General features: G+C 64.2%; 24 protein-coding genes. 3 read left to right on the top strand and 21 right to left on the bottom strand.

Annotated elements, in window-relative coordinates:
- Positions 1 to 110: 110 nt before the first annotated feature.
- The 3 genes from dsbD to CEY11_RS04235 form a co-directional block, all read right to left on the bottom strand.
- Complete coding sequence (gene dsbD / locus CEY11_RS04225; protein WP_088602720.1) at positions 111 to 2,144, bottom strand: protein-disulfide reductase DsbD; 2,034 nt, start codon at positions 2,142 to 2,144, stop codon at positions 111 to 113.
- Positions 2,145 to 2,215: 71 nt separating this feature from the next.
- Positions 2,216 to 2,635: a divalent-cation tolerance protein CutA gene (cutA, locus tag CEY11_RS04230; RefSeq protein ID WP_088602124.1), complete on the bottom strand. Its 420-nt coding sequence runs from the start codon at positions 2,633 to 2,635 to the stop codon at positions 2,216 to 2,218.
- 25 nt (positions 2,636 to 2,660) lie between these two features.
- Positions 2,661 to 3,590: a LysR family transcriptional regulator gene (locus tag CEY11_RS04235; RefSeq protein ID WP_088602125.1), complete on the bottom strand. Its 930-nt coding sequence runs from the start codon at positions 3,588 to 3,590 to the stop codon at positions 2,661 to 2,663.
- A gap of 88 nt (positions 3,591 to 3,678) precedes the next feature.
- On the opposite strand from CEY11_RS04235, the gene CEY11_RS04240 reads away from it, so the two are divergent.
- Genes CEY11_RS04240 through leuD form a run of 3 tightly spaced genes read left to right on the top strand, consistent with a single transcriptional unit; the run spans position 3,679 to position 6,618 of the window.
- Positions 3,679 to 4,557: an alpha/beta fold hydrolase gene (locus CEY11_RS04240; RefSeq protein ID WP_088602126.1), complete on the top strand. Its 879-nt coding sequence runs from the start codon at positions 3,679 to 3,681 to the stop codon at positions 4,555 to 4,557.
- Positions 4,558 to 4,588: 31 nt separating this feature from the next.
- The gene (gene leuC / locus CEY11_RS04245; protein WP_088602127.1) at positions 4,589 to 5,998 is read left to right on the top strand and encodes a 3-isopropylmalate dehydratase large subunit; all 1,410 of its coding nucleotides are present in this window, start codon (positions 4,589 to 4,591) and stop codon (positions 5,996 to 5,998) included.
- Positions 5,995 to 6,618 (top strand): 3-isopropylmalate dehydratase small subunit, encoded by a 624-nt coding sequence (gene leuD / locus CEY11_RS04250; protein ID WP_088602128.1) that lies wholly within the window; start codon positions 5,995 to 5,997, stop codon positions 6,616 to 6,618. The genes leuC and leuD overlap by 4 nt, the downstream gene beginning before the upstream one ends.
- A 93-nt stretch (positions 6,619 to 6,711) precedes the next feature.
- Here the strand turns inward: leuD and rplQ are convergent, their stop codons facing one another.
- The 18 genes from rplQ to rplN form a co-directional block, all read right to left on the bottom strand.
- Entirely contained in the window at positions 6,712 to 7,098 is a 387-nt protein-coding gene (gene rplQ, locus CEY11_RS04255) for a 50S ribosomal protein L17 (protein WP_088602129.1), read from the bottom strand.
- 153 nt (positions 7,099 to 7,251) lie between these two features.
- On the bottom strand, positions 7,252 to 8,238 hold the full coding sequence (locus CEY11_RS04260) for a DNA-directed RNA polymerase subunit alpha (RefSeq protein WP_088602130.1): 987 nt from the start codon (positions 8,236 to 8,238) through the stop codon (positions 7,252 to 7,254).
- A 198-nt stretch (positions 8,239 to 8,436) separates the two neighbouring features.
- Entirely contained in the window at positions 8,437 to 9,060 is a 624-nt protein-coding gene (rpsD, locus tag CEY11_RS04265) for a 30S ribosomal protein S4 (RefSeq protein WP_088602131.1), read from the bottom strand.
- A gap of 11 nt (positions 9,061 to 9,071) precedes the next feature.
- Positions 9,072 to 9,473, bottom strand: a complete 402-nt coding sequence (gene rpsK / locus CEY11_RS04270; RefSeq protein ID WP_088602132.1) for a 30S ribosomal protein S11 — start codon at positions 9,471 to 9,473, stop codon at positions 9,072 to 9,074.
- Positions 9,474 to 9,487: 14 nt separating this feature from the next.
- Positions 9,488 to 9,853 carry a 30S ribosomal protein S13 gene (gene rpsM / locus CEY11_RS04275; RefSeq protein WP_088602133.1) on the bottom strand — a complete coding sequence of 122 codons (366 nt, stop codon included), beginning with the start codon at positions 9,851 to 9,853 and terminating at the stop codon, positions 9,488 to 9,490.
- Positions 9,854 to 9,888: 35 nt separating this feature from the next.
- Entirely contained in the window at positions 9,889 to 10,002 is a 114-nt protein-coding gene (rpmJ, locus tag CEY11_RS04280) for a 50S ribosomal protein L36 (RefSeq protein ID WP_003805360.1), read from the bottom strand.
- Between the two features lie 31 nt (positions 10,003 to 10,033).
- The gene (gene infA, locus CEY11_RS04285) at positions 10,034 to 10,252 is read right to left on the bottom strand and encodes a translation initiation factor IF-1 (RefSeq protein ID WP_088602134.1); all 219 of its coding nucleotides are present in this window, start codon (positions 10,250 to 10,252) and stop codon (positions 10,034 to 10,036) included.
- An 8-nt stretch (positions 10,253 to 10,260) separates the two neighbouring features.
- Positions 10,261 to 11,586 (bottom strand): preprotein translocase subunit SecY, encoded by a 1,326-nt coding sequence (gene secY / locus CEY11_RS04290; RefSeq protein ID WP_088602135.1) that lies wholly within the window; start codon positions 11,584 to 11,586, stop codon positions 10,261 to 10,263.
- 14 nt (positions 11,587 to 11,600) lie between these two features.
- Positions 11,601 to 12,041 (bottom strand): 50S ribosomal protein L15, encoded by a 441-nt coding sequence (rplO, locus tag CEY11_RS04295; protein WP_088602136.1) that lies wholly within the window; start codon positions 12,039 to 12,041, stop codon positions 11,601 to 11,603.
- 10 nt (positions 12,042 to 12,051) lie between these two features.
- On the bottom strand, positions 12,052 to 12,237 hold the full coding sequence (rpmD, locus tag CEY11_RS04300) for a 50S ribosomal protein L30 (protein WP_088602137.1): 186 nt from the start codon (positions 12,235 to 12,237) through the stop codon (positions 12,052 to 12,054).
- Between the two features lie 3 nt (positions 12,238 to 12,240).
- Positions 12,241 to 12,762 carry a 30S ribosomal protein S5 gene (rpsE, locus tag CEY11_RS04305; protein WP_088602138.1) on the bottom strand — a complete coding sequence of 174 codons (522 nt, stop codon included), beginning with the start codon at positions 12,760 to 12,762 and terminating at the stop codon, positions 12,241 to 12,243.
- A 15-nt stretch (positions 12,763 to 12,777) separates the two neighbouring features.
- Positions 12,778 to 13,143 carry a 50S ribosomal protein L18 gene (gene rplR / locus CEY11_RS04310; RefSeq protein WP_088602139.1) on the bottom strand — a complete coding sequence of 122 codons (366 nt, stop codon included), beginning with the start codon at positions 13,141 to 13,143 and terminating at the stop codon, positions 12,778 to 12,780.
- A gap of 21 nt (positions 13,144 to 13,164) precedes the next feature.
- Positions 13,165 to 13,698 carry a 50S ribosomal protein L6 gene (rplF, locus tag CEY11_RS04315; RefSeq protein WP_088602140.1) on the bottom strand — a complete coding sequence of 178 codons (534 nt, stop codon included), beginning with the start codon at positions 13,696 to 13,698 and terminating at the stop codon, positions 13,165 to 13,167.
- A 10-nt stretch (positions 13,699 to 13,708) separates the two neighbouring features.
- A complete protein-coding gene (rpsH, locus tag CEY11_RS04320) occupies positions 13,709 to 14,104 on the bottom strand; it encodes a 30S ribosomal protein S8 (RefSeq protein ID WP_088602141.1) in 396 nt (131 codons plus the stop codon).
- Between the two features lie 11 nt (positions 14,105 to 14,115).
- Positions 14,116 to 14,421: a 30S ribosomal protein S14 gene (gene rpsN / locus CEY11_RS04325; RefSeq protein ID WP_088602142.1), complete on the bottom strand. Its 306-nt coding sequence runs from the start codon at positions 14,419 to 14,421 to the stop codon at positions 14,116 to 14,118.
- Between the two features lie 11 nt (positions 14,422 to 14,432).
- Positions 14,433 to 14,972, bottom strand: coding sequence for a 50S ribosomal protein L5 (rplE, locus tag CEY11_RS04330; RefSeq protein ID WP_088602143.1), 540 nt, complete (start codon positions 14,970 to 14,972; stop codon positions 14,433 to 14,435).
- A gap of 12 nt (positions 14,973 to 14,984) precedes the next feature.
- Positions 14,985 to 15,305, bottom strand: a complete 321-nt coding sequence (gene rplX, locus CEY11_RS04335) for a 50S ribosomal protein L24 (RefSeq protein ID WP_088602144.1) — start codon at positions 15,303 to 15,305, stop codon at positions 14,985 to 14,987.
- 10 nt (positions 15,306 to 15,315) lie between these two features.
- On the bottom strand, positions 15,316 to 15,684 hold the full coding sequence (rplN, locus tag CEY11_RS04340; RefSeq protein ID WP_088602145.1) for a 50S ribosomal protein L14: 369 nt from the start codon (positions 15,682 to 15,684) through the stop codon (positions 15,316 to 15,318).
- Between the last annotated feature and the right edge of the window lie 277 nt (positions 15,685 to 15,961).

The raw sequence follows: 15,961 nt of genomic DNA on the forward strand, positions 1-15,961 counted from the left end.
CGTTTTATCGACGAAACGACATCGGAAGCGCCAAATGACCCCATTTGATGCGCCGATTCAAAAAGCCGCCCGCCCCACAATCGCGGACTCGACCGGGTATCGACGAAGAATCAACGTCTCCCGTCCGCCAGCACCCCATCCAGCACCGCAGCGAACTGCGCCGCCTTCTGGAACCCGATGACGCGCGCATTCGGCAGCGGCTTGCCGTCAGCACCGAAGAACAAAATGCCAGGCGGCCCGAACAGGTGGAAGCGCTTGAGCAGCGCACGGTCTTCGGGCGTGTTCTTGGTGACATCCGCCTGCAGCAGCAGCAACTGCGACATCTTGCCGGCAACCGCCGGATCGCTGAACGTGAACTTCTCCATTTCCAGGCACGACACGCACCAGTCGGCATAGAAGTCCAGCATGACGGGCCGGCCCGCCTGGGCCAGCGCCGCGTCCAGCTCCTGCACCGAATGCACGCGCTGGAACCTCGAACGCACCGCCAAAGTGGCGGCGGGGTTCAGCCCAGCCGCGCCGGGCGTGCCCGATGCCGATGCGCCCGGGCCGGCCAGTGCGACCCCCGGGGCGCCGGCAACCGCACCCGCACGCCAGCCGGCCAGCGGCTGCAGCAGGCTGCCGCCTCCCGTGGCGGCACCCACCAGCAGCAGCGCCGCCCAGAGGGCCGCCAGCAGCCCCAGCGTCTTGCGCAGGAACGCGCCCAGGCCCGCCCCCGCCGGCATGGCCTCGAAAGCGCCCAGCATCACCGCGGCAAAGCCCGCCAGGAAAGCCCAGCCCAGCATCGAGGCCCATGCCGGCACGACCGAATCCAGCATCCACCATGCCGTGGCCAGCAGCAGCCAGCCGAACAAATGCTTGACGCCCTCCATCCAGGCGCCGGCGCGCGGCAGCAGGGCCCCCGACGAAGCCCCGACCAGCAGCAGCAGCAGACCCTCGCCCCAGGCCAGTGCGAACAGCGCCAGGCCGCCCAGCACCAGATTGCCGGTCTGGGAAATGAACAGCAGTACCCCCGCCAGCGGCGCCGCCACGCAAGGCCCGACGATCAGCGCCGACACCATGCCCATCAGCAGCGCCCCGCCGTAGCGGCCGCCCGGAATGCGCGAGACCTTGTCATTGAGCGCACTCTGCATGCCGCTGGGCGCCTGCAGCGTGTAGACGTCGAACATGGCCAGCGCCAGCAGGGCCAGCAGCAGCGCGAACAGCGCCAGCACCCAGGGCGTCTGCAGCCACACGGCCAGACTCGCCCCGATCAGGCCGGCGGCCACGCCCAGCGCGGTGTACACCAGCGACATGCCCAGCACGTACGAGGCCGCCAGCGACAGCCCGCGCCAGCGCGAGCGCGTACCGGCGGAGCCGGCCTTGCCGGCGTCGCCCGCGACGATCGCCAGCAGGATGGGCACCATGGGCAGCACGCAGGGCGTGAACGACAGCAGCAGCCCGAGCAGCAGGCACAAGGCGATGATGCGGCCCCAGCCGGCGCCGGCAAGATACGCGGCAAAGCCCGTATCGCTCATGTCCAGCACAGAAGAGGATGCGGCGCCAGGGGGCGCTCCTGCGGCTGCCGCAGGAGCCCCGGCAGCAGACGCGGCAGGAGATGCGGCCGAAGATGCCGCGGGAGTTGTCGCAGAAGCCGTTGCCGAAGTCGCCGCAGGGCCGGCCGCAGCCCCCGCCGGCGCAGCCTGCCCCGGCACGGAGCTGCGCACGCCCGGGCCGGACGCGCGATAGCCACCCGCCACGGGCGTAAGCACCACCTCGGTCGTCATGGGCGAGTAGCACAGGCCGGCCTCGGCGCAGCCCTGGCCGGTAACCTCGAGCTTCAGCGGCCCCGCGGCGCCGGGCTGCAGCGGCACGCGTATGGTGACCCCGTCGTGATAGATCTCGAGCTTCTTGTCGAAGGTCGGATCGTATTCGATGATGCCTTTCGGAAAGGACGGCTTGCCCAGGCGGCCGGCATCGGGGCTCAGCGCGAACTCGAAGCGTTCGCGGTACATGTAGTACTTGGGCGCGATCTTGTAGTGCACGTCGATTTCCGCCGGGCCGGCCATGGCGGCGGAAAACGCGAACGCCTGTTCGGGCTCGAGGAAATCTTCGGCATGCGCCGCGCCGGCGCCCAGCAGCACCAGGCAGGCCAGCGCCGCGCACATCGCGGCGACCGCGGCGCGGGCCCGCAAGCCGCCCGCTTCCAGATATGAGATCACTTTGTTTTCCTGCAAATTCATTCTTTGTGCCGCGGCGGCGCCGCGACCTGTTCCCGCATCCAGTCCATATAGCTTGCCAGGCCGCCCAGAACCGGCACCACGAGGATTTCCGGCACTTCGTAGGGGTGTAGCTGCCGCAGCCGGTCGGCAAGCGCCTGCAGGCGTCCGCGCGTGGTCTTGACCAGCAGCGGGATTTCCTCGGCGCCTTCCAGGGTGTCGTGCCACATGTACATCGACAGGCCCGCGGCGCCCAGATGCACACAGGCCGCCAGCCGCTCTTCGATCAGCACGTGCGCAATACGCTTGGCCAGCAGCGCATCGGGCGCGTTCGAGAGCACCAGCACCGCCTCGTCCCCGGGCTCATGGCCGGCCAGGCGCAATTCCGCCGGCGCTTGATCCCGGCCTTGCCCTGCAGAAGAATCGATCGGATCGGACATATGGGACGGTTCTCGAGCAAATACCTCATTTTATCGAACCGCCCGGATTCTTTCCGGCGCGCGCCACCGACTTCGGCAAGGACTCGGCCAGGAAGTCGATGAAGGTGCGCAGCCGTGCCGAACGCTGGCGACGTTCGAGATACACGGCATAAATGTCTGCGTTCGGCAAGACCCAGTCGGGCAAAAGCTCGACCAGGGCGCCGCTGCCCAGATACGGATCGACTTCCCATTGCGAACGTATCGCGACGCCGTTTCCGTTCAGTGCCCATTGGAGCACGGCGAACCCGTCGTTGCTGCTCAGCGGGCCGCGCACTTTGACGGCCTCCTCCTGCCTGCCTCGCGCAAAATGCCAGGTGCCATAGGCGGAGTCGTTTTCCCGCAGCACGAGACACTGATGCTGTGCAAGCTCGCGCGGCGTCTTCGGCACCCCATGCCGCTCGAGGTAGCCAGGCGCCGCGCAGACAATCCGCCGATTGCGTATCAAACGGCGCGCGTGGATGCGTGCATCGGGCAGCTCGCCGAATCGAATGCCGACGTCGAACGCTTGCTCCGGCAGGCTCATGGGGCGATCGCTCAGCTGCAGCTGTACCTCTACCGCCGGATAGCGATCGACGAAGCGCGCGACGGCCGGCGCGACATGCATGCGGCCGAAACCGAAAGACGCATTGACACGCAGCAGCCCCGCCGGCTCCGCGCGGCTGCTGGTCACGGCCTGCTCCAGTTCCGCGACATCGGCAAGTATCCGGGAGCCCTGGACGAGGTACAGCTCGCCTTCATTGGTCAAGCTGATTTGCCGCGTCGTACGGTGCAGCAAGCGTACGCCCAAGCGCTTTTCGAGCCGGCTGAGGCGCTTGCTGACCGATGGCGTGGTCACGCCGAGTTCGCGCGCCGCCGCGGTAAGACTACCCTGACGGGCGACGAGCTCGAAAAGGGCGAGATCCGAAATCGAATCCATTGTTTCCCTACAGTTAACAGCAGTTTGCTTTCCCCGATACCATATCGCAATAGGCATCAATTAGACTAGCAGAAACTGCGAGGTGCACATGTTCGAGAATTTCCAACCGGTTTCAGTCCTTGCCGAAGACGTGGCGATCCACGCCGTCACCGGAGGCAGCGGCCCGGCGCTGCTGCTCTTGCACGGGCATCCCCAGACGAAAGCGATCTGGCACAGGGTCGCGCCCACGCTGGCCGAGTCGTACACCGTGGTGGCCGCCGATCTGCGCGGATACGGCGACAGCAGCAAGCCCGCGGGCCTGGCCGACCACGGCAACTATTCCAAGCGCCGCATGGCGCAGGATCAGGTGGATTTGATGCAGGCACTGGGTTTCGACGAATTCCTGGTGGTCTCGCACGACCGGGGCGCGAGAGTCGCCGCGCGCATGGCCATCGATCACCCCGGGCGCGTACGCAAGCTCGTGACGCTCGACATCGCGCCGACCCTGGCCATGTACCGGCAAACCTCGTTCGAATTTGCGCGGGCATACTGGCACTGGTTCTTTCTGGTTCGCCCCGCGCCGTTTCCCGAGACCTTGATCCGCGCGGATCCCGACCAGTATCTGAAGCAGACGATGGGCGCCCGCAGCGCGGGGCTCAAGCCGTTTTCCCGCGAAGCCTACGCCGAATACCTGCGGTGCCTGTCGGATCCCGCCACCGCACACGGCATCTGCGAAGACTATCGCGCATCGATCACCATCGACCTCGAACACGACCAGGCAAGCCTCGCCGCGGGCGAGAAAATCGTCTGCCCCTTACTCGCGCTTTGGGGCGCCGACGGCGTGGTCGGCAAGTGCTTCGATCCGATCGCCGAGTGGCGCAAATGGAGCGACAGTGTCGACGGCGGCCCCTTGCCCTGCGGCCACTACATTCCCGAGGAAGCCCCCGATGCCTTGCTGGATCGGATCCTGCCCTTTCTACAACGCTGAAAGCGGCATCTATCTTCTATAGGCCTGGACGATGCCACCCCGAACCCTTTATCAAAAACTGGTCGATAGCCATACCGTGCAGCCGGTCGACACCGAGAACGTACTGCTCTATGTCGATCTGCACCTCATGAACGAGTACACCAGCCCGCAGGCATTCGCTGCGCTCGAAGAAAAAGGGCGAACGGTATTGCGCCCGTCCCAGCAGCTCGCCGTCGTGAGCCACATTATTCCCACGCGTGCGGAAACGCCGCGGGTGATCGAGGACGGCCCGTCCAGAAAGCAGGCCGAAAACCTTGCGCGCAACTGCGGCCAGGCCGGTATCCGGCTCTACGACACCAACGATCCGGAACAGGGCATCGAACATGTCGTCGCGCCCGAGCACGGCTACGTGCGCCCCGGCATGGTGATTCTTTGCGGCGACAGCCACACCACGACCTACGGCGCCCTGGGCGCGCTGGGATTCGGGATAGGAACGTCTGAAGTCGAACACGTGCTTGCGACCCAGACGCTTGTCTACCGCCTCGCCAAAACGATGCGCATCGCGGTCGACGGGGCGCTGCCCTTCGGCACGTCCTCGAAAGACCTGGTGCTCTGGATCATCAGCCGCATCGGGGCGCAAGGGGCCAGAGGCTATGCCGTCGAATTCGCCGGTTCGACGATTGCGGCGCTTTCGGCAGAGGCGCGCATGACCCTGTGCAATATGGCGGTCGAAGCCGGTGCCCGGGCGGCCCTGATCGCGCCCGACCGGGTCACGTTCGACTACGTGCGCGCGCACGCCAGGCTGCCGCCCGCCGCGTGGAACGCCGCGATGGACGACTGGGCGGCGCTGCGCACCGACCCGCAAGCCCGATTCGACTGCGAATATTGCTTCGACGCCAGCGATATCGCGCCATTCGTAACCTGGGGAACCAGCCCCGACCAGGCCATCGCGGTCGATCAGCGCGTCCCGCTCGCGCAGGCGCACTCCTCGCGCGAGGCGGCCGATTCGGCGCGGCGGGCGCTCGAATATACCGGACTCGCGCCGGGCCAGCCGATCGCGGGGACACCCGTCGACCGCGTCTTCATCGGCTCTTGCACGAACGGCCGGATCGAAGACTTGCGCCTGGTTGCGTCGATCGCACGCGGACGCCGGGTCGCGCCCGGCGTGCGTGCGATGGTGGTGCCCGGGTCGGGCGCCGTGCGCCGCCAGGCAGAGGCCGAAGGTGTCGCCCGGGTGCTGATCGACGCCGGTTTCGAATGGCGCGCCCCGGGCTGCTCGCTGTGTCTCGCGATGAACGACGACGTCCTGCAGGACGGCGAGCGTTGCGCGTCCACCACCAACCGGAACTTCGAAGGCAGGCAAGGCCGCGGCAGCCGCACGCATTTGATGAGCCCGGCGATGGCCGCGGCCGCGGCGCTTACGGGCTGCATTACCGACGTACGCAAGCTGGAGAAGCAATGACAGGCCCGCTCAGCACCATCGACGGTACGGCATTGCCGCTACCCATCGAGAACCTCGACACGGATCAGATCATGCCGAAGCAGTTTCTGCGCATCATCGACAAGGCCGGCCTGGCCGATGGGCTGCTGTACGACCTCAGGTTCGACGGCAAGGGCACGCCGCTGCCGGATTCGGTATTGAACGATGCCCGATACCGGAACGCATCGATCCTGATCGGCGGGGCGAATTTCGGCTGCGGATCGAGCCGTGAACACGCGGTCTGGGGACTGCAGCAATACGGCATCGCCGCAGTCATCGCACCCAGTTTCGCAGAGATTTTCTACTCGAATGCGATGAACAACCGGCTGCTTCTCATACCGCTGCAGCGCGAGGAAGTCGAAGCCCTGCTGTCCGCAGCGCAGCGCGATCCGCAAGCCCCGCTGCATATCGACATCGAACACCAGTCGGTCAAAGGGCCGGATGGCAAGGAATACCACTACCCGATAGGCGAGCGGCACAAGCGGATGGTCATCGAAGGGGTCGATACGATCGGCCTTACGCTGCAATCGATCGAACAGATCCGGGCATTCGAGCAAAGGCACCGTAACCGCCACCCCTGGGCGATCGTCGAGCCGGAATGAAAAATCCCCGCGGGCGCAAACCTGCGGGGACTCATCGTGGCGGCCAGGGCCGCCGTGCCGCTTCCGGCCGCGAAGGCCGGACTGTACGGACGCTTACTCGGCGTCGTCGGCTTCTTCGACTTGCGGACGGTCGACCAGCTCCATGTAAGCCATGGGCGCGGCGTCGCCCTGGCGGAAGCCCATCTTCAGCACGCGGGTGTAGCCGCCGTTGCGCTCTTTGTAGCGCGGGCCGATTTCGGCGAACAGCTTGACCACGGCGTCGCGGTCGCGCAGGCGGGCAAAGGCCAGGCGCTTGTTGGCCAGGGTCGGTTCCTTGCCCAGGGTGATCAGGGGCTCGACGACGCGGCGCAATTCCTTGGCCTTGGGCAGCGTGGTCTTGATGGCTTCGTGGGTCAGCAGGGACACGGCCATGTTGCGGAACATGGCGAGGCGATGGCTGCTGGTGCGATTCAGTTTACGCAGACCGCTACGGTGACGCATGATGCATTTCCTTTGAATCTATGTGGCGGAAAACCCGCCGGTTATCCGGCTCTTCTATCGGCAACAGCGCCGCGGGCCGGGACTCGTCCGCTGAAACACCGGGGCTTCAGCGGGCTCATTGCGCGGGACACCGGTGGCGCCCCGCGGTAAAACTCAGGGACGTTCCAGGCCCAGCGGCGGCCAGTTCTCGAGCTTCATGCCCAGGGTCAGGCCGCGTGCGGCCAGAACTTCCTTGATTTCGTTCAGGGACTTGCGGCCCAGGTTCGGCGTCTTGAGCAGCTCGTTTTCAGTGCGCTGGATCAGGTCGCCGATGTAGTAGATGTTCTCGGCCTTCAGGCAGTTGGCCGAACGCACGGTGAGTTCCAGGTCGTCGACCGGACGCAGCAGCACCGGATCGATTTGCGGCGTGCCGCGGGCCGGCGCTTCGTAGGAATCGCCCGCGCCTTCCAGGGCGGCGAACACCGAGATCTGATCCATCAGGATGCGGGCCGACTGGCGTACCGCTTCCTCGGGCGAGATCACGCCGTTGGTGGAGATGTCCAGAACCAGCTTGTCCAGGTCGGTGCGCTGCTCGACGCGGGCGCTTTCGACGGCGTAGCTGACGCGGCGCACCGGGCTGTACGAGGCATCCAGGACGATGCGGCCGATGGTGTGCGTGCGGTCGTCGGACAGCGCGCGCACATTGCCCGGCACATAGCCGCGGCCCTGTTCGACCTTGATCTGCATTTCCAGCTTGCCGGCGTCGGTCAGGGTGGCGATGACGTGGTCGGGGTTGATGATCTCGACGTCGTGCGGCAGCTCGATGTCGCCCGCCACGACCACGCCGGCGCCCTGCTTGCGCAGTACCAGGGTGACCTCTTCGCGGTTGTGCAGCTTGAACACTACGCCCTTCAGGTTCAGCAGGATGTCGACCACGTCTTCACGCACGCCGGCGATGGTCGAGTATTCATGCACCACGCCCGTCATCTGGACTTCGGTGGGCGCATAGCCCGTCATGGACGACAGCAGGATGCGGCGCAGCGCATTGCCCAGGGTGTGGCCGTAGCCACGCTCGAACGGTTCCATTACGACCTTGGCGTGGTTCCTGCCCACGGGGGTCACTTCTATGGAGCGGGGTTTCAGAAAACCTTGAGACGACATGTATGTTCCTTTTCAATACCCTCGGCTCGTTACACCGATAAGGCTGACGGACAAAAGCCGGAATGCCGGCGGAAACTCTTGGGTGCCCTGCCGGCCCATGCAGCCGAGGCAGGGCGCCGTGAAACAGAGCACCGGGCCCACTTCCTCGTTGGCGAGAAAGTGGGCCCGTAGCGGGATACTGCGGCTGCAAGCCCGCGATTAGCGGGAATACAGTTCGACGACCATCGATTCGTTGACGTCGCGCGCCACGTCGGCGCGGTCGGGAGCCTGCTTGAAGGTGCCGGCCATCTTGTTGGAATCGACCTCGACCCACTGCGGCAGGCCCTGGCCGGAAGCCAGGTCGAGCGATTCGCGGATGCGGAGCTGGGCCTTGGCCTTCTCGCGGATCGACACCACATCGCCGGACTTGACGATGATGGAGGCGATGTCGGCGGTTCTGCCGTTCAGCTCGATGGCGCGGTGATTCACCAGCTGGCGCGCTTCGGCGCGGGTCGAGCCGAAGCCCATGCGGTACACCACGTTGTCCAGGCGCGATTCCAGCAGCTGGATCAGGGTTTCGCCGGTGTTGCCGCGGCGGCGCTCGGCTTCTTCGAAGTACTTGCGGAACTGCTTTTCCAGTACGCCGTACATGCGCTTGAGCTTTTGCTTTTCACGCAGCTGCAGGCCGTAGTCGGAAGTGCGCGAACCCGAAGTGCGGCCGTGCTGGCCGGGCTTGGACTCGAGCTTGCACTTCGAGTCGAGCGAGCGGCGCGAGCTCTTCAGGAACAGGTCGGTGCCCTCGCGGCGCGAGAGCTTGCATTTAGGTCCAATATAACGTGCCAAGATGCTTCCCCTTAGATGCGACGACGCTTGGGCGGACGGCAGCCGTTATGCGGCACCGGCGTGATGTCGGAGATGCTGGAAATCTTGATTCCCAAGGCATTGAGCGCACGCACGGACGATTCGCGGCCGGGGCCGGGGCCCTTGATGCGGACTTCCAGCGTCTTGATGCCGTATTCCTGGGCCACCCGGCCGGCCGACTCGGCCGCAACCTGCGCGGCGAACGGCGTCGACTTGCGCGAGCCCTTGAAACCGGCACCGCCCGACGTGGCCCACGACAAGGCATTGCCCTGGCGGTCGGTAATGGTGATGATCGTGTTGTTGAAAGAAGCGTGGACGTGCGCGATGCCGTCCGAGACGTTCTTCTTGACTTTTTTGCGGACGCGACTAGCGCCGCTGGTGGAAGCTTTCGCCATCTTCTATTCCTCGATTATTTCTTCAGGGAAGCAGCAGCACGACGCGGGCCCTTGCGGGTACGGGCGTTAGTGCGGGTGCGTTGGCCGCGCACGGGCAGGCCACGCTTGTGGCGCATGCCGCGGTAGGTTCCCAGGTCGATCAGACGCTTGATCGACAGTTGCACTTCGCGACGCAGATCGCCTTCAACCGTGAATACACCGACGTGCTCGCGGATGCGCTCGAGCTCGGCGTCGGTCAGGTCTTTGACCTTCTTCGAGCATTCGACGCCCGATGCTTCGCAAATCTTGCGGGCGCGGGTACGACCAATGCCAAAGATGGCGGTAAGTCCGATTTCGGCGTGTTGATGCGGCGGAATGTTGATGCCAGCAATACGGGCCATGACTGTTCCTCGTTAAATCCGTTGCGTTTCGGCGCTTAGCCTTGACGCTGCTTGTGGCGGGGGTCGGTGCAGATGACACGCACCACGCCGTGACGTTTGATGATCTTGCAGTTGCGGCAGATCCGCTTTACCGATGCCATTACCTTCATGGTTGACTCCTAGTTCTCTGTAGCCGGCCGCTTATTTAGAGCGGAACACAATCCTGGCTCGCGACAGGTCATAGGGCGTGAGCTCCACTGTGACCTTGTCACCCGGCAGGATCCGGATGTAATGCATACGCATCTTGCCTGATATGTGGCCCAGCACCATATGGCCGTTTTCGAGCTTGACGCGAAAAGTTGCGTTGGGGAGGTTTTCCAGAACCTCGCCCTGCATTTGTATGACGTCGTCTTTTGCCATTGTGCCTCTTACCGCATTGGCAGCCCCGCACCCTTGAAGTTCGCCTTCTTGAGCAGCGAGTCATATTGCTGGGACATCATGTAGGCCTGCGCCTGGGCCATGAAATCCATGGTAACCACTACGATGATCAGCAGCGACGTGCCACCGAAATAAAACGGCACGTTCCAGCGCATCTGCATGAATTCCGGCAGCAGGCACACGACCGCGACGTAGATGGCGCCGGCCAGTGTCAGGCGCATCAGGATCTTGTCGATGTAGCGCGAGGTCTGCTCGCCCGGACGGATGCCGGGGACGAAGGCACCGCTCTTCTTCAGGTTGTCTGCCGTCTCGCGGCTGTTGAACACCAGCGCGGTATAGAAGAAGCAGAAGAAGATGATCAGGGCAATATACAACGTTACATACAGCGGCTGGCGCGGCGACAGCGCGGCGGCCAGGTCGCCCAGCCAGCGCATGTGCGGGTTGCTGGAAAACCAGCTGGTCACCGTGGCCGGCAGCAAAATGATCGACGACGCGAAAATCGGCGGGATGACGCCCGACATGTTCAGCTTCAGGGGCAGGTGCGAGCTTTGCCCGCCGTAGATCTTGTTGCCCACCTGACGCTTGGCGTAGTTGACCGTGATGCGGCGCTGGCCGCGCTCGACGAACACCACGAAGTAGGTGACGGCGATGACCAGGGCGACGATGAACAAGACCGACAGCACCGACATGGCATCCGTGCGCACCAGGTCGAGCATGCCCGCCAGGGCGCCCGGCAGGCCGGCGACGATACCCGCGAAGATCAGGATCGAGATGCCGTTGCCCAGACCGCGCTCGGTGATCTGCTCGCCCAGCCACATGACGAACATGGTGCCGGTAAGCAGGGTGACCACGGTGGTGAAGCGGAACATCATGCCCGGATCGATCACCAGGCCGGGCTGGGATTCCAGCGCGACCGAGATGCCCACGGCCTGGATCAGCGCCAGGAACACCGTACCGTAGCGCGTGTACTGCGTGATCTTGCGCTGGCCGGACTGGCCTTCTTTCTTGATCGCTTCCAGGGACGGCACGACCACCGACATCAGCTGCATGATGATCGACGCAGAGATGTACGGCATGATCCCCAGGGCGAAGACCGAGAAACGCTCCAGCGCCCCGCCCGAGAACATGTTGAACAGGCCCAGTATGCCGCCCTGATTCTGCTGGAACAGCTCGGCCAGGGCATCAGGATTGATGCCCGGCACCGGGATATGCGTTCCCAGGCGGTAGACGACCAGGGCGAGCACCAGGAACACCACGCGACGCTTCAGGTCGGCGTAGCGTGCACCCGGCTTACTCTGTGCCTGAGCTTTAGCCACCGTAACCCCTTAGTTCAGGCCAGGGAGCCGCCGGCGGCTTCGATCGCCGCACGCGCGCCCGCCGTCGCGGTCAGGCCGCGCAGGACGACCTTGCGCGACAGCTCGCCGGACTTGATGACCTTGGCATAACGCACCGCCTGGCCGACCACGCCGGCCTGCTTGAGCACTTGCACGTCGACTTCGTCGGCGGACAGGCGCTGCAGGTCGGAGAGGCGGACTTCGGCGTACAGGTGCTGGCCCAGCGGCGTGAAGCCGCGCTTGGGCAAGCGGCGCTGCAGCGGCATCTGGCCGCCTTCGAAGCCGACCTTGTGAAAGCCGCCGGCACGGGACTTCTGACCCTTGTGGCCGCGGCCCGCGGTCTTGCCCAGGCCAGAGCCTATGCCACGGCCGACACGGCGCTTGGCATGCTTGCTGCCTTCGGCGGGCTTGAGCGTGTTGAGTTGAGTTTCAGACATCGCGATTCCTTCAGACTTCCGAGACGGTGACCAGATAGTCGACCTTGCGGATCATGCCTCGCACTTCGGGCGTATCGACCAGGACGCGGCTGCTGTTCACCCGGCCCAGGCCCAGACCGCGCACGGTGGCGCGATGGGACGCTTTGGTGCCGATGACGGAGCGCACGAGGGTGACCTTGATTTGCTTCTGTGCCATGACTTACCCCAGTATTTCTTCGACCGTCTTGCCGCGCTTGGCAGCCACTTCGGCCGGCGTCGAGCAGGCGCGCAGGCCATTGAGCGTAGCGCGCACCAGGTTGTACGGATTGCTCGAGCCCAGGCTCTTGGCCACGACGTTGCGCACGCCCATGACGTCGAAGATGGCGCGCATCGGGCCGCCGGCGATGACGCCGGTACCTTCCGCCGCGGGCGAGATCAGTACGGTCGAGGCACCATGCTTGCCCACTACGGTGTGATGCAGCGTGCCGTTCTTCAGGGCGACCTTGACCAGGCCGCGACGCGCCTGTTCCATGGCCTTCTGAACCGCCACGGGCACTTCGCGGGCCTTGCCCTTGCCCATGCCGATGCGGCCGTCGCCGTCGCCCACTACGGTCAGGGCGGCGAAGCTCATCGTACGGCCACCCTTGACCACCTTGCTGACGCGGTTGACCGCGATCATTTTTTCGCGCAAGCCGTCATCGCGCTCTTGCTCGGCGTTGTGCTTGCCTTGTGCTTTAGCCATTTGACAGTTCCTTGCTTAGAATTTCAGACCGGCTTCGCGCGCGGCATCGGCCAGCGCCTTGACGCGGCCGTGGTAACGGAAGCCGGAACGGTCGAAGGCGACCTGCTCGATGCCGGCAGCCTTGGCCTTCTCGGCCACGCGTTTGCCCACGATGCCCGCAGCGGCCACATTGCCGCCGTTGGCCTTCTGGCTGGCGAGTTCCTTGCGGACTTCGGGCTCGAGCGTCGAAGCGCTGACGAGCACGCGGTCGCCTTCCGGCGAAATGATGTTGGCGTATATGTGCAGGTTCGAGCGGAAAATCGAGAGGCGATGTACGCGCAGCTCGTGGATTTTCCGGCGGGTCGCAACCGCACGACGCAAACGGGAGGTTTTCTTGTCCATGATTCGTCCTTGCCTGCGCGCTTACTTCTTCTTGGTTTCCTTGATGACGACATGCTCGTCCGCATACCGCACGCCCTTGCCCTTGTAGGGTTCGGGTTCGCGATAGGCGCGGATCTCTGCCGCCACCTGTCCGACCACCTGCTTGTCCGAACCCTTGACGATGATTTCCGTCTGGGTGGGGCACTCGATCTTGATGCCGGCAGGCATCTTGTGCAGGATGTCGTGGGAATAGCCAAGCTGCAGCTTGAGCGCGTCGCCTTGAACCTGGGCGCGGAAGCCCACGCCGACCAGGGTCAGTTTGCGTTCGAAGCCCTTGCTGACGCCGGCTACCATATTGGCCACCAGGGCGCGCACGGTGCCCGACATGGCCTTGGCGTGGCGGCTTTCGTTGGCCACGGCAAAGGTGAGCCGGCCGTCTTCCTGGCGGACGACGACGTCGCCCGTAAGATTCTGGGTCAGTGTGCCCAGCGGGCCCTTGACCGAGATCTGGCCGGCGCTGATGGTCGCTTCGACGCCTTTCGGCACGGCGACGGGGTATTTTGCGATGCGTGACATGTGATTCTCCTTATGCCACGTAGCACAGCACTTCGCCGCCCACGCCCGTGGCGCGCGCCTTGCGATCGGTCATGACGCCGCGCGAGGTCGACACGATCGCCACACCCAGGCCGTTCATGACCTGGGGAATGGACGTGCGGCCCTTGTAGATGCGCAGCCCGGGGCGCGATACGCGCTCGATACGCTCGATGACCGGACGGCCGGCGTAGTATTTCAGGGAGATCTCCAGCACAGGCTTGGCCTTCTCGCCGGTAACCTGGAAGCTTTCGATATAGCCTTCGTCCTTCAGCACGGCGGCAATGGCCACCTTGAGCTTGGAGGAGGGCATGGTGACCGACGTTTTGTTGACTTGCTGCGCGTTGCGCACGCGGGTCAACATGTCGGCGATGGGATCGCTCATGCTCATGTATGTTTCTCCTACCAGCTGGCCTTGGTCATGCCCGGCACTTCGCCGCGCATCGCCATTTCGCGCAATTTGTGGCGGGTCAGCCCGAACTTGCTGTAAACACCGCGGGAGCGGCCGGTGACCACGCAGCGGTTGCGCTGGCGGGTCGGGTTGGCGTTGCGCGGCAGTTGCTGCAGTTGCAGGCGAGCCTGATAGCGCTCTTCGTCGGTCTTGGACTGGTCGTCGATGACGGCCTTCAGCGCGGCACGCTTGGCAGCGAATTTTTCAACCAGCTTGGCGCGCTTGATGTCGCGATTGATGAGTGAGAGTTTGGCCACGTCATCGCCCCTTAGTTGCGGAACGGGAAGCTGAAGGCCGTCAACAGCGCCTTGGCTTCTTCGTCGGTCTTGGCACTGGTGGTGATGCTGATGTTCATACCACGCAGAGCGTCGATCTTGTCATATTCGATTTCGGGGAAAATGATCTGTTCCTTGACCCCGATGTTGTAGTTGCCGCGGCCGTCGAAGGCGCGGCCCGAGATCCCCCGGAAATCGCGTACGCGCGGCAGCGCCACGGCGACCAGGCGATCGAGGAATTCGTACATGCGCTGGCCGCGCAGGGTGACCATGCAGCCGATGGGATAGTCTTCACGGATCTTGAAACCCGCGATGGCCTTGCGCGTCTTGGTGACCACCGGCTTCTGGCCGGAGATCTTGGTCATGTCGGACACGGCGTGCTCGATGACCTTCTTGTCGGCCACGGCTTCGGACACACCCATGTTCAGGGTGATCTTGGTGATGCGCGGTACTTGCATCACGCTCTTGTAGCCGAACTTGGCCTGCAGGTCGGCCATTACCTTGTTGCGGTAGAACTCTTGTAAACGAGCCATGCTGTTCGCCCCTTACGCCTTGGCGCCGATCGCGGCGCCGCTGGAACGGAATACACGGACTTTGCGGCCGTCGACTTCCTTGACCCCGACACGATCGGCACGGCCGGTCTCGGGATTGAAAATCGCCACATTCGAGATGTGGACGGGCAAAGTCTTGTCGACGATACCCCCCTGGCTGCCGGCCATGGGGTTGGGCTTGACGTGCTTCTTGACGACGTTGATGCCTTCGACCAGCACGTGGTCGGCGTCGACGCGCTGCAGGACGGTGCCGCGGCGCTTCTTGTCGCGACCGGTCAATACGATGACCTCGTCGCCCTTGCGGATTTTTTCCATGGTTCGCTCCTTACAGCACTTCGGGGGCCAGGGACACGATCTTCATGAATTTCTCCGTACGCAGCTCGCGCGTCACGGGTCCGAAGATGCGGGTGCCGATGGGCTCCAGCTTGGCGTTGAGCAGCACGGCGGCATTGCCGCCGAAACGGATGAGCGAGCCGTCTTTGCGGCGCACGCCCTTGGCGGTGCGAACCACCACTGCGTTGTAAATTTCGCCTTTCTTGACGCGCCCACGGGGAGCGGCATCTTTGACACTGACTTTGATGATGTCACCGATGCCGGCATAACGGCGCTTCGAGCCGCCCAACACCTTGATGCACATGATGGAACGCGCACCCGTGTTGTCGGCCACGTCTAGCGTGGTCTGCATTTGGATCATGATTTTTCCTGTTCCAACTTAACTGCGCCGCCCGCCAACCATTTGGCTATAGCTACGCAACCAGTTTTGGTCCCGTCAGGCCCGGCCAAAAGCCGCGACCCTGGGTTGAAATCTTGCCATGTAGGTTTCCGGCCAGAGCGCCTCTATGTAAGCCTGCTTCCATTTCATAAAAGCAAGCCCGCAAAACGCCCCGCCAGTGCCGCCCGGCCCATAGCTTCTGCCAGGCAAGATAGCGATTCTAGCCTATTTGACAGCACATAGCAAGCGTGGCATGGGA

Source organism: Candidimonas nitroreducens (assembly GCF_002209565.1).
Lineage (GTDB): Bacteria > Pseudomonadota > Gammaproteobacteria > Burkholderiales > Burkholderiaceae_B > Candidimonas > Candidimonas nitroreducens.

Coding starts and splice junctions, on each gene's coding strand:
- rplO (WP_088602136.1), bottom strand. CDS start 12,041: ATGTCTGAAACTCAACTCAACACGCTCAAGCCCGCCGAAGGCAGCAAG.
- rplQ (WP_088602129.1), bottom strand. CDS start 7,098: ATGCGTCACCGTAGCGGTCTGCGTAAACTGAATCGCACCAGCAGCCAT.
- rpsH (WP_088602141.1), bottom strand. CDS start 14,104: ATGAGCATGAGCGATCCCATCGCCGACATGTTGACCCGCGTGCGCAAC.
- rplX (WP_088602144.1), bottom strand. CDS start 15,305: ATGGAAAAAATCCGCAAGGGCGACGAGGTCATCGTATTGACCGGTCGC.
- rplN (WP_088602145.1), bottom strand. CDS start 15,684: ATGATCCAAATGCAGACCACGCTAGACGTGGCCGACAACACGGGTGCG.
- leuC (WP_088602127.1), top strand. CDS start 4,589: ATGCCACCCCGAACCCTTTATCAAAAACTGGTCGATAGCCATACCGTG.
- CEY11_RS04235 (WP_088602125.1), bottom strand. CDS start 3,590: ATGGATTCGATTTCGGATCTCGCCCTTTTCGAGCTCGTCGCCCGTCAG.
- leuD (WP_088602128.1), top strand. CDS start 5,995: ATGACAGGCCCGCTCAGCACCATCGACGGTACGGCATTGCCGCTACCC.
- rplR (WP_088602139.1), bottom strand. CDS start 13,143: ATGGACAAGAAAACCTCCCGTTTGCGTCGTGCGGTTGCGACCCGCCGG.
- rpsE (WP_088602138.1), bottom strand. CDS start 12,762: ATGGCTAAAGCACAAGGCAAGCACAACGCCGAGCAAGAGCGCGATGAC.
- CEY11_RS04240 (WP_088602126.1), top strand. CDS start 3,679: ATGTTCGAGAATTTCCAACCGGTTTCAGTCCTTGCCGAAGACGTGGCG.
- rpsK (WP_088602132.1), bottom strand. CDS start 9,473: ATGGCGAAAGCTTCCACCAGCGGCGCTAGTCGCGTCCGCAAAAAAGTC.
- rpmD (WP_088602137.1), bottom strand. CDS start 12,237: ATGGCACAGAAGCAAATCAAGGTCACCCTCGTGCGCTCCGTCATCGGC.
- rpsM (WP_088602133.1), bottom strand. CDS start 9,853: ATGGCCCGTATTGCTGGCATCAACATTCCGCCGCATCAACACGCCGAA.
- rplE (WP_088602143.1), bottom strand. CDS start 14,972: ATGGCTCGTTTACAAGAGTTCTACCGCAACAAGGTAATGGCCGACCTG.
- cutA (WP_088602124.1), bottom strand. CDS start 2,635: ATGTCCGATCCGATCGATTCTTCTGCAGGGCAAGGCCGGGATCAAGCG.
- CEY11_RS04260 (WP_088602130.1), bottom strand. CDS start 8,238: ATGTCGTCTCAAGGTTTTCTGAAACCCCGCTCCATAGAAGTGACCCCC.
- dsbD (WP_088602720.1), bottom strand. CDS start 2,144: ATGTGCGCGGCGCTGGCCTGCCTGGTGCTGCTGGGCGCCGGCGCGGCG.
- rpmJ (WP_003805360.1), bottom strand. CDS start 10,002: ATGAAGGTAATGGCATCGGTAAAGCGGATCTGCCGCAACTGCAAGATC.
- rplF (WP_088602140.1), bottom strand. CDS start 13,698: ATGTCACGCATCGCAAAATACCCCGTCGCCGTGCCGAAAGGCGTCGAA.
- infA (WP_088602134.1), bottom strand. CDS start 10,252: ATGGCAAAAGACGACGTCATACAAATGCAGGGCGAGGTTCTGGAAAAC.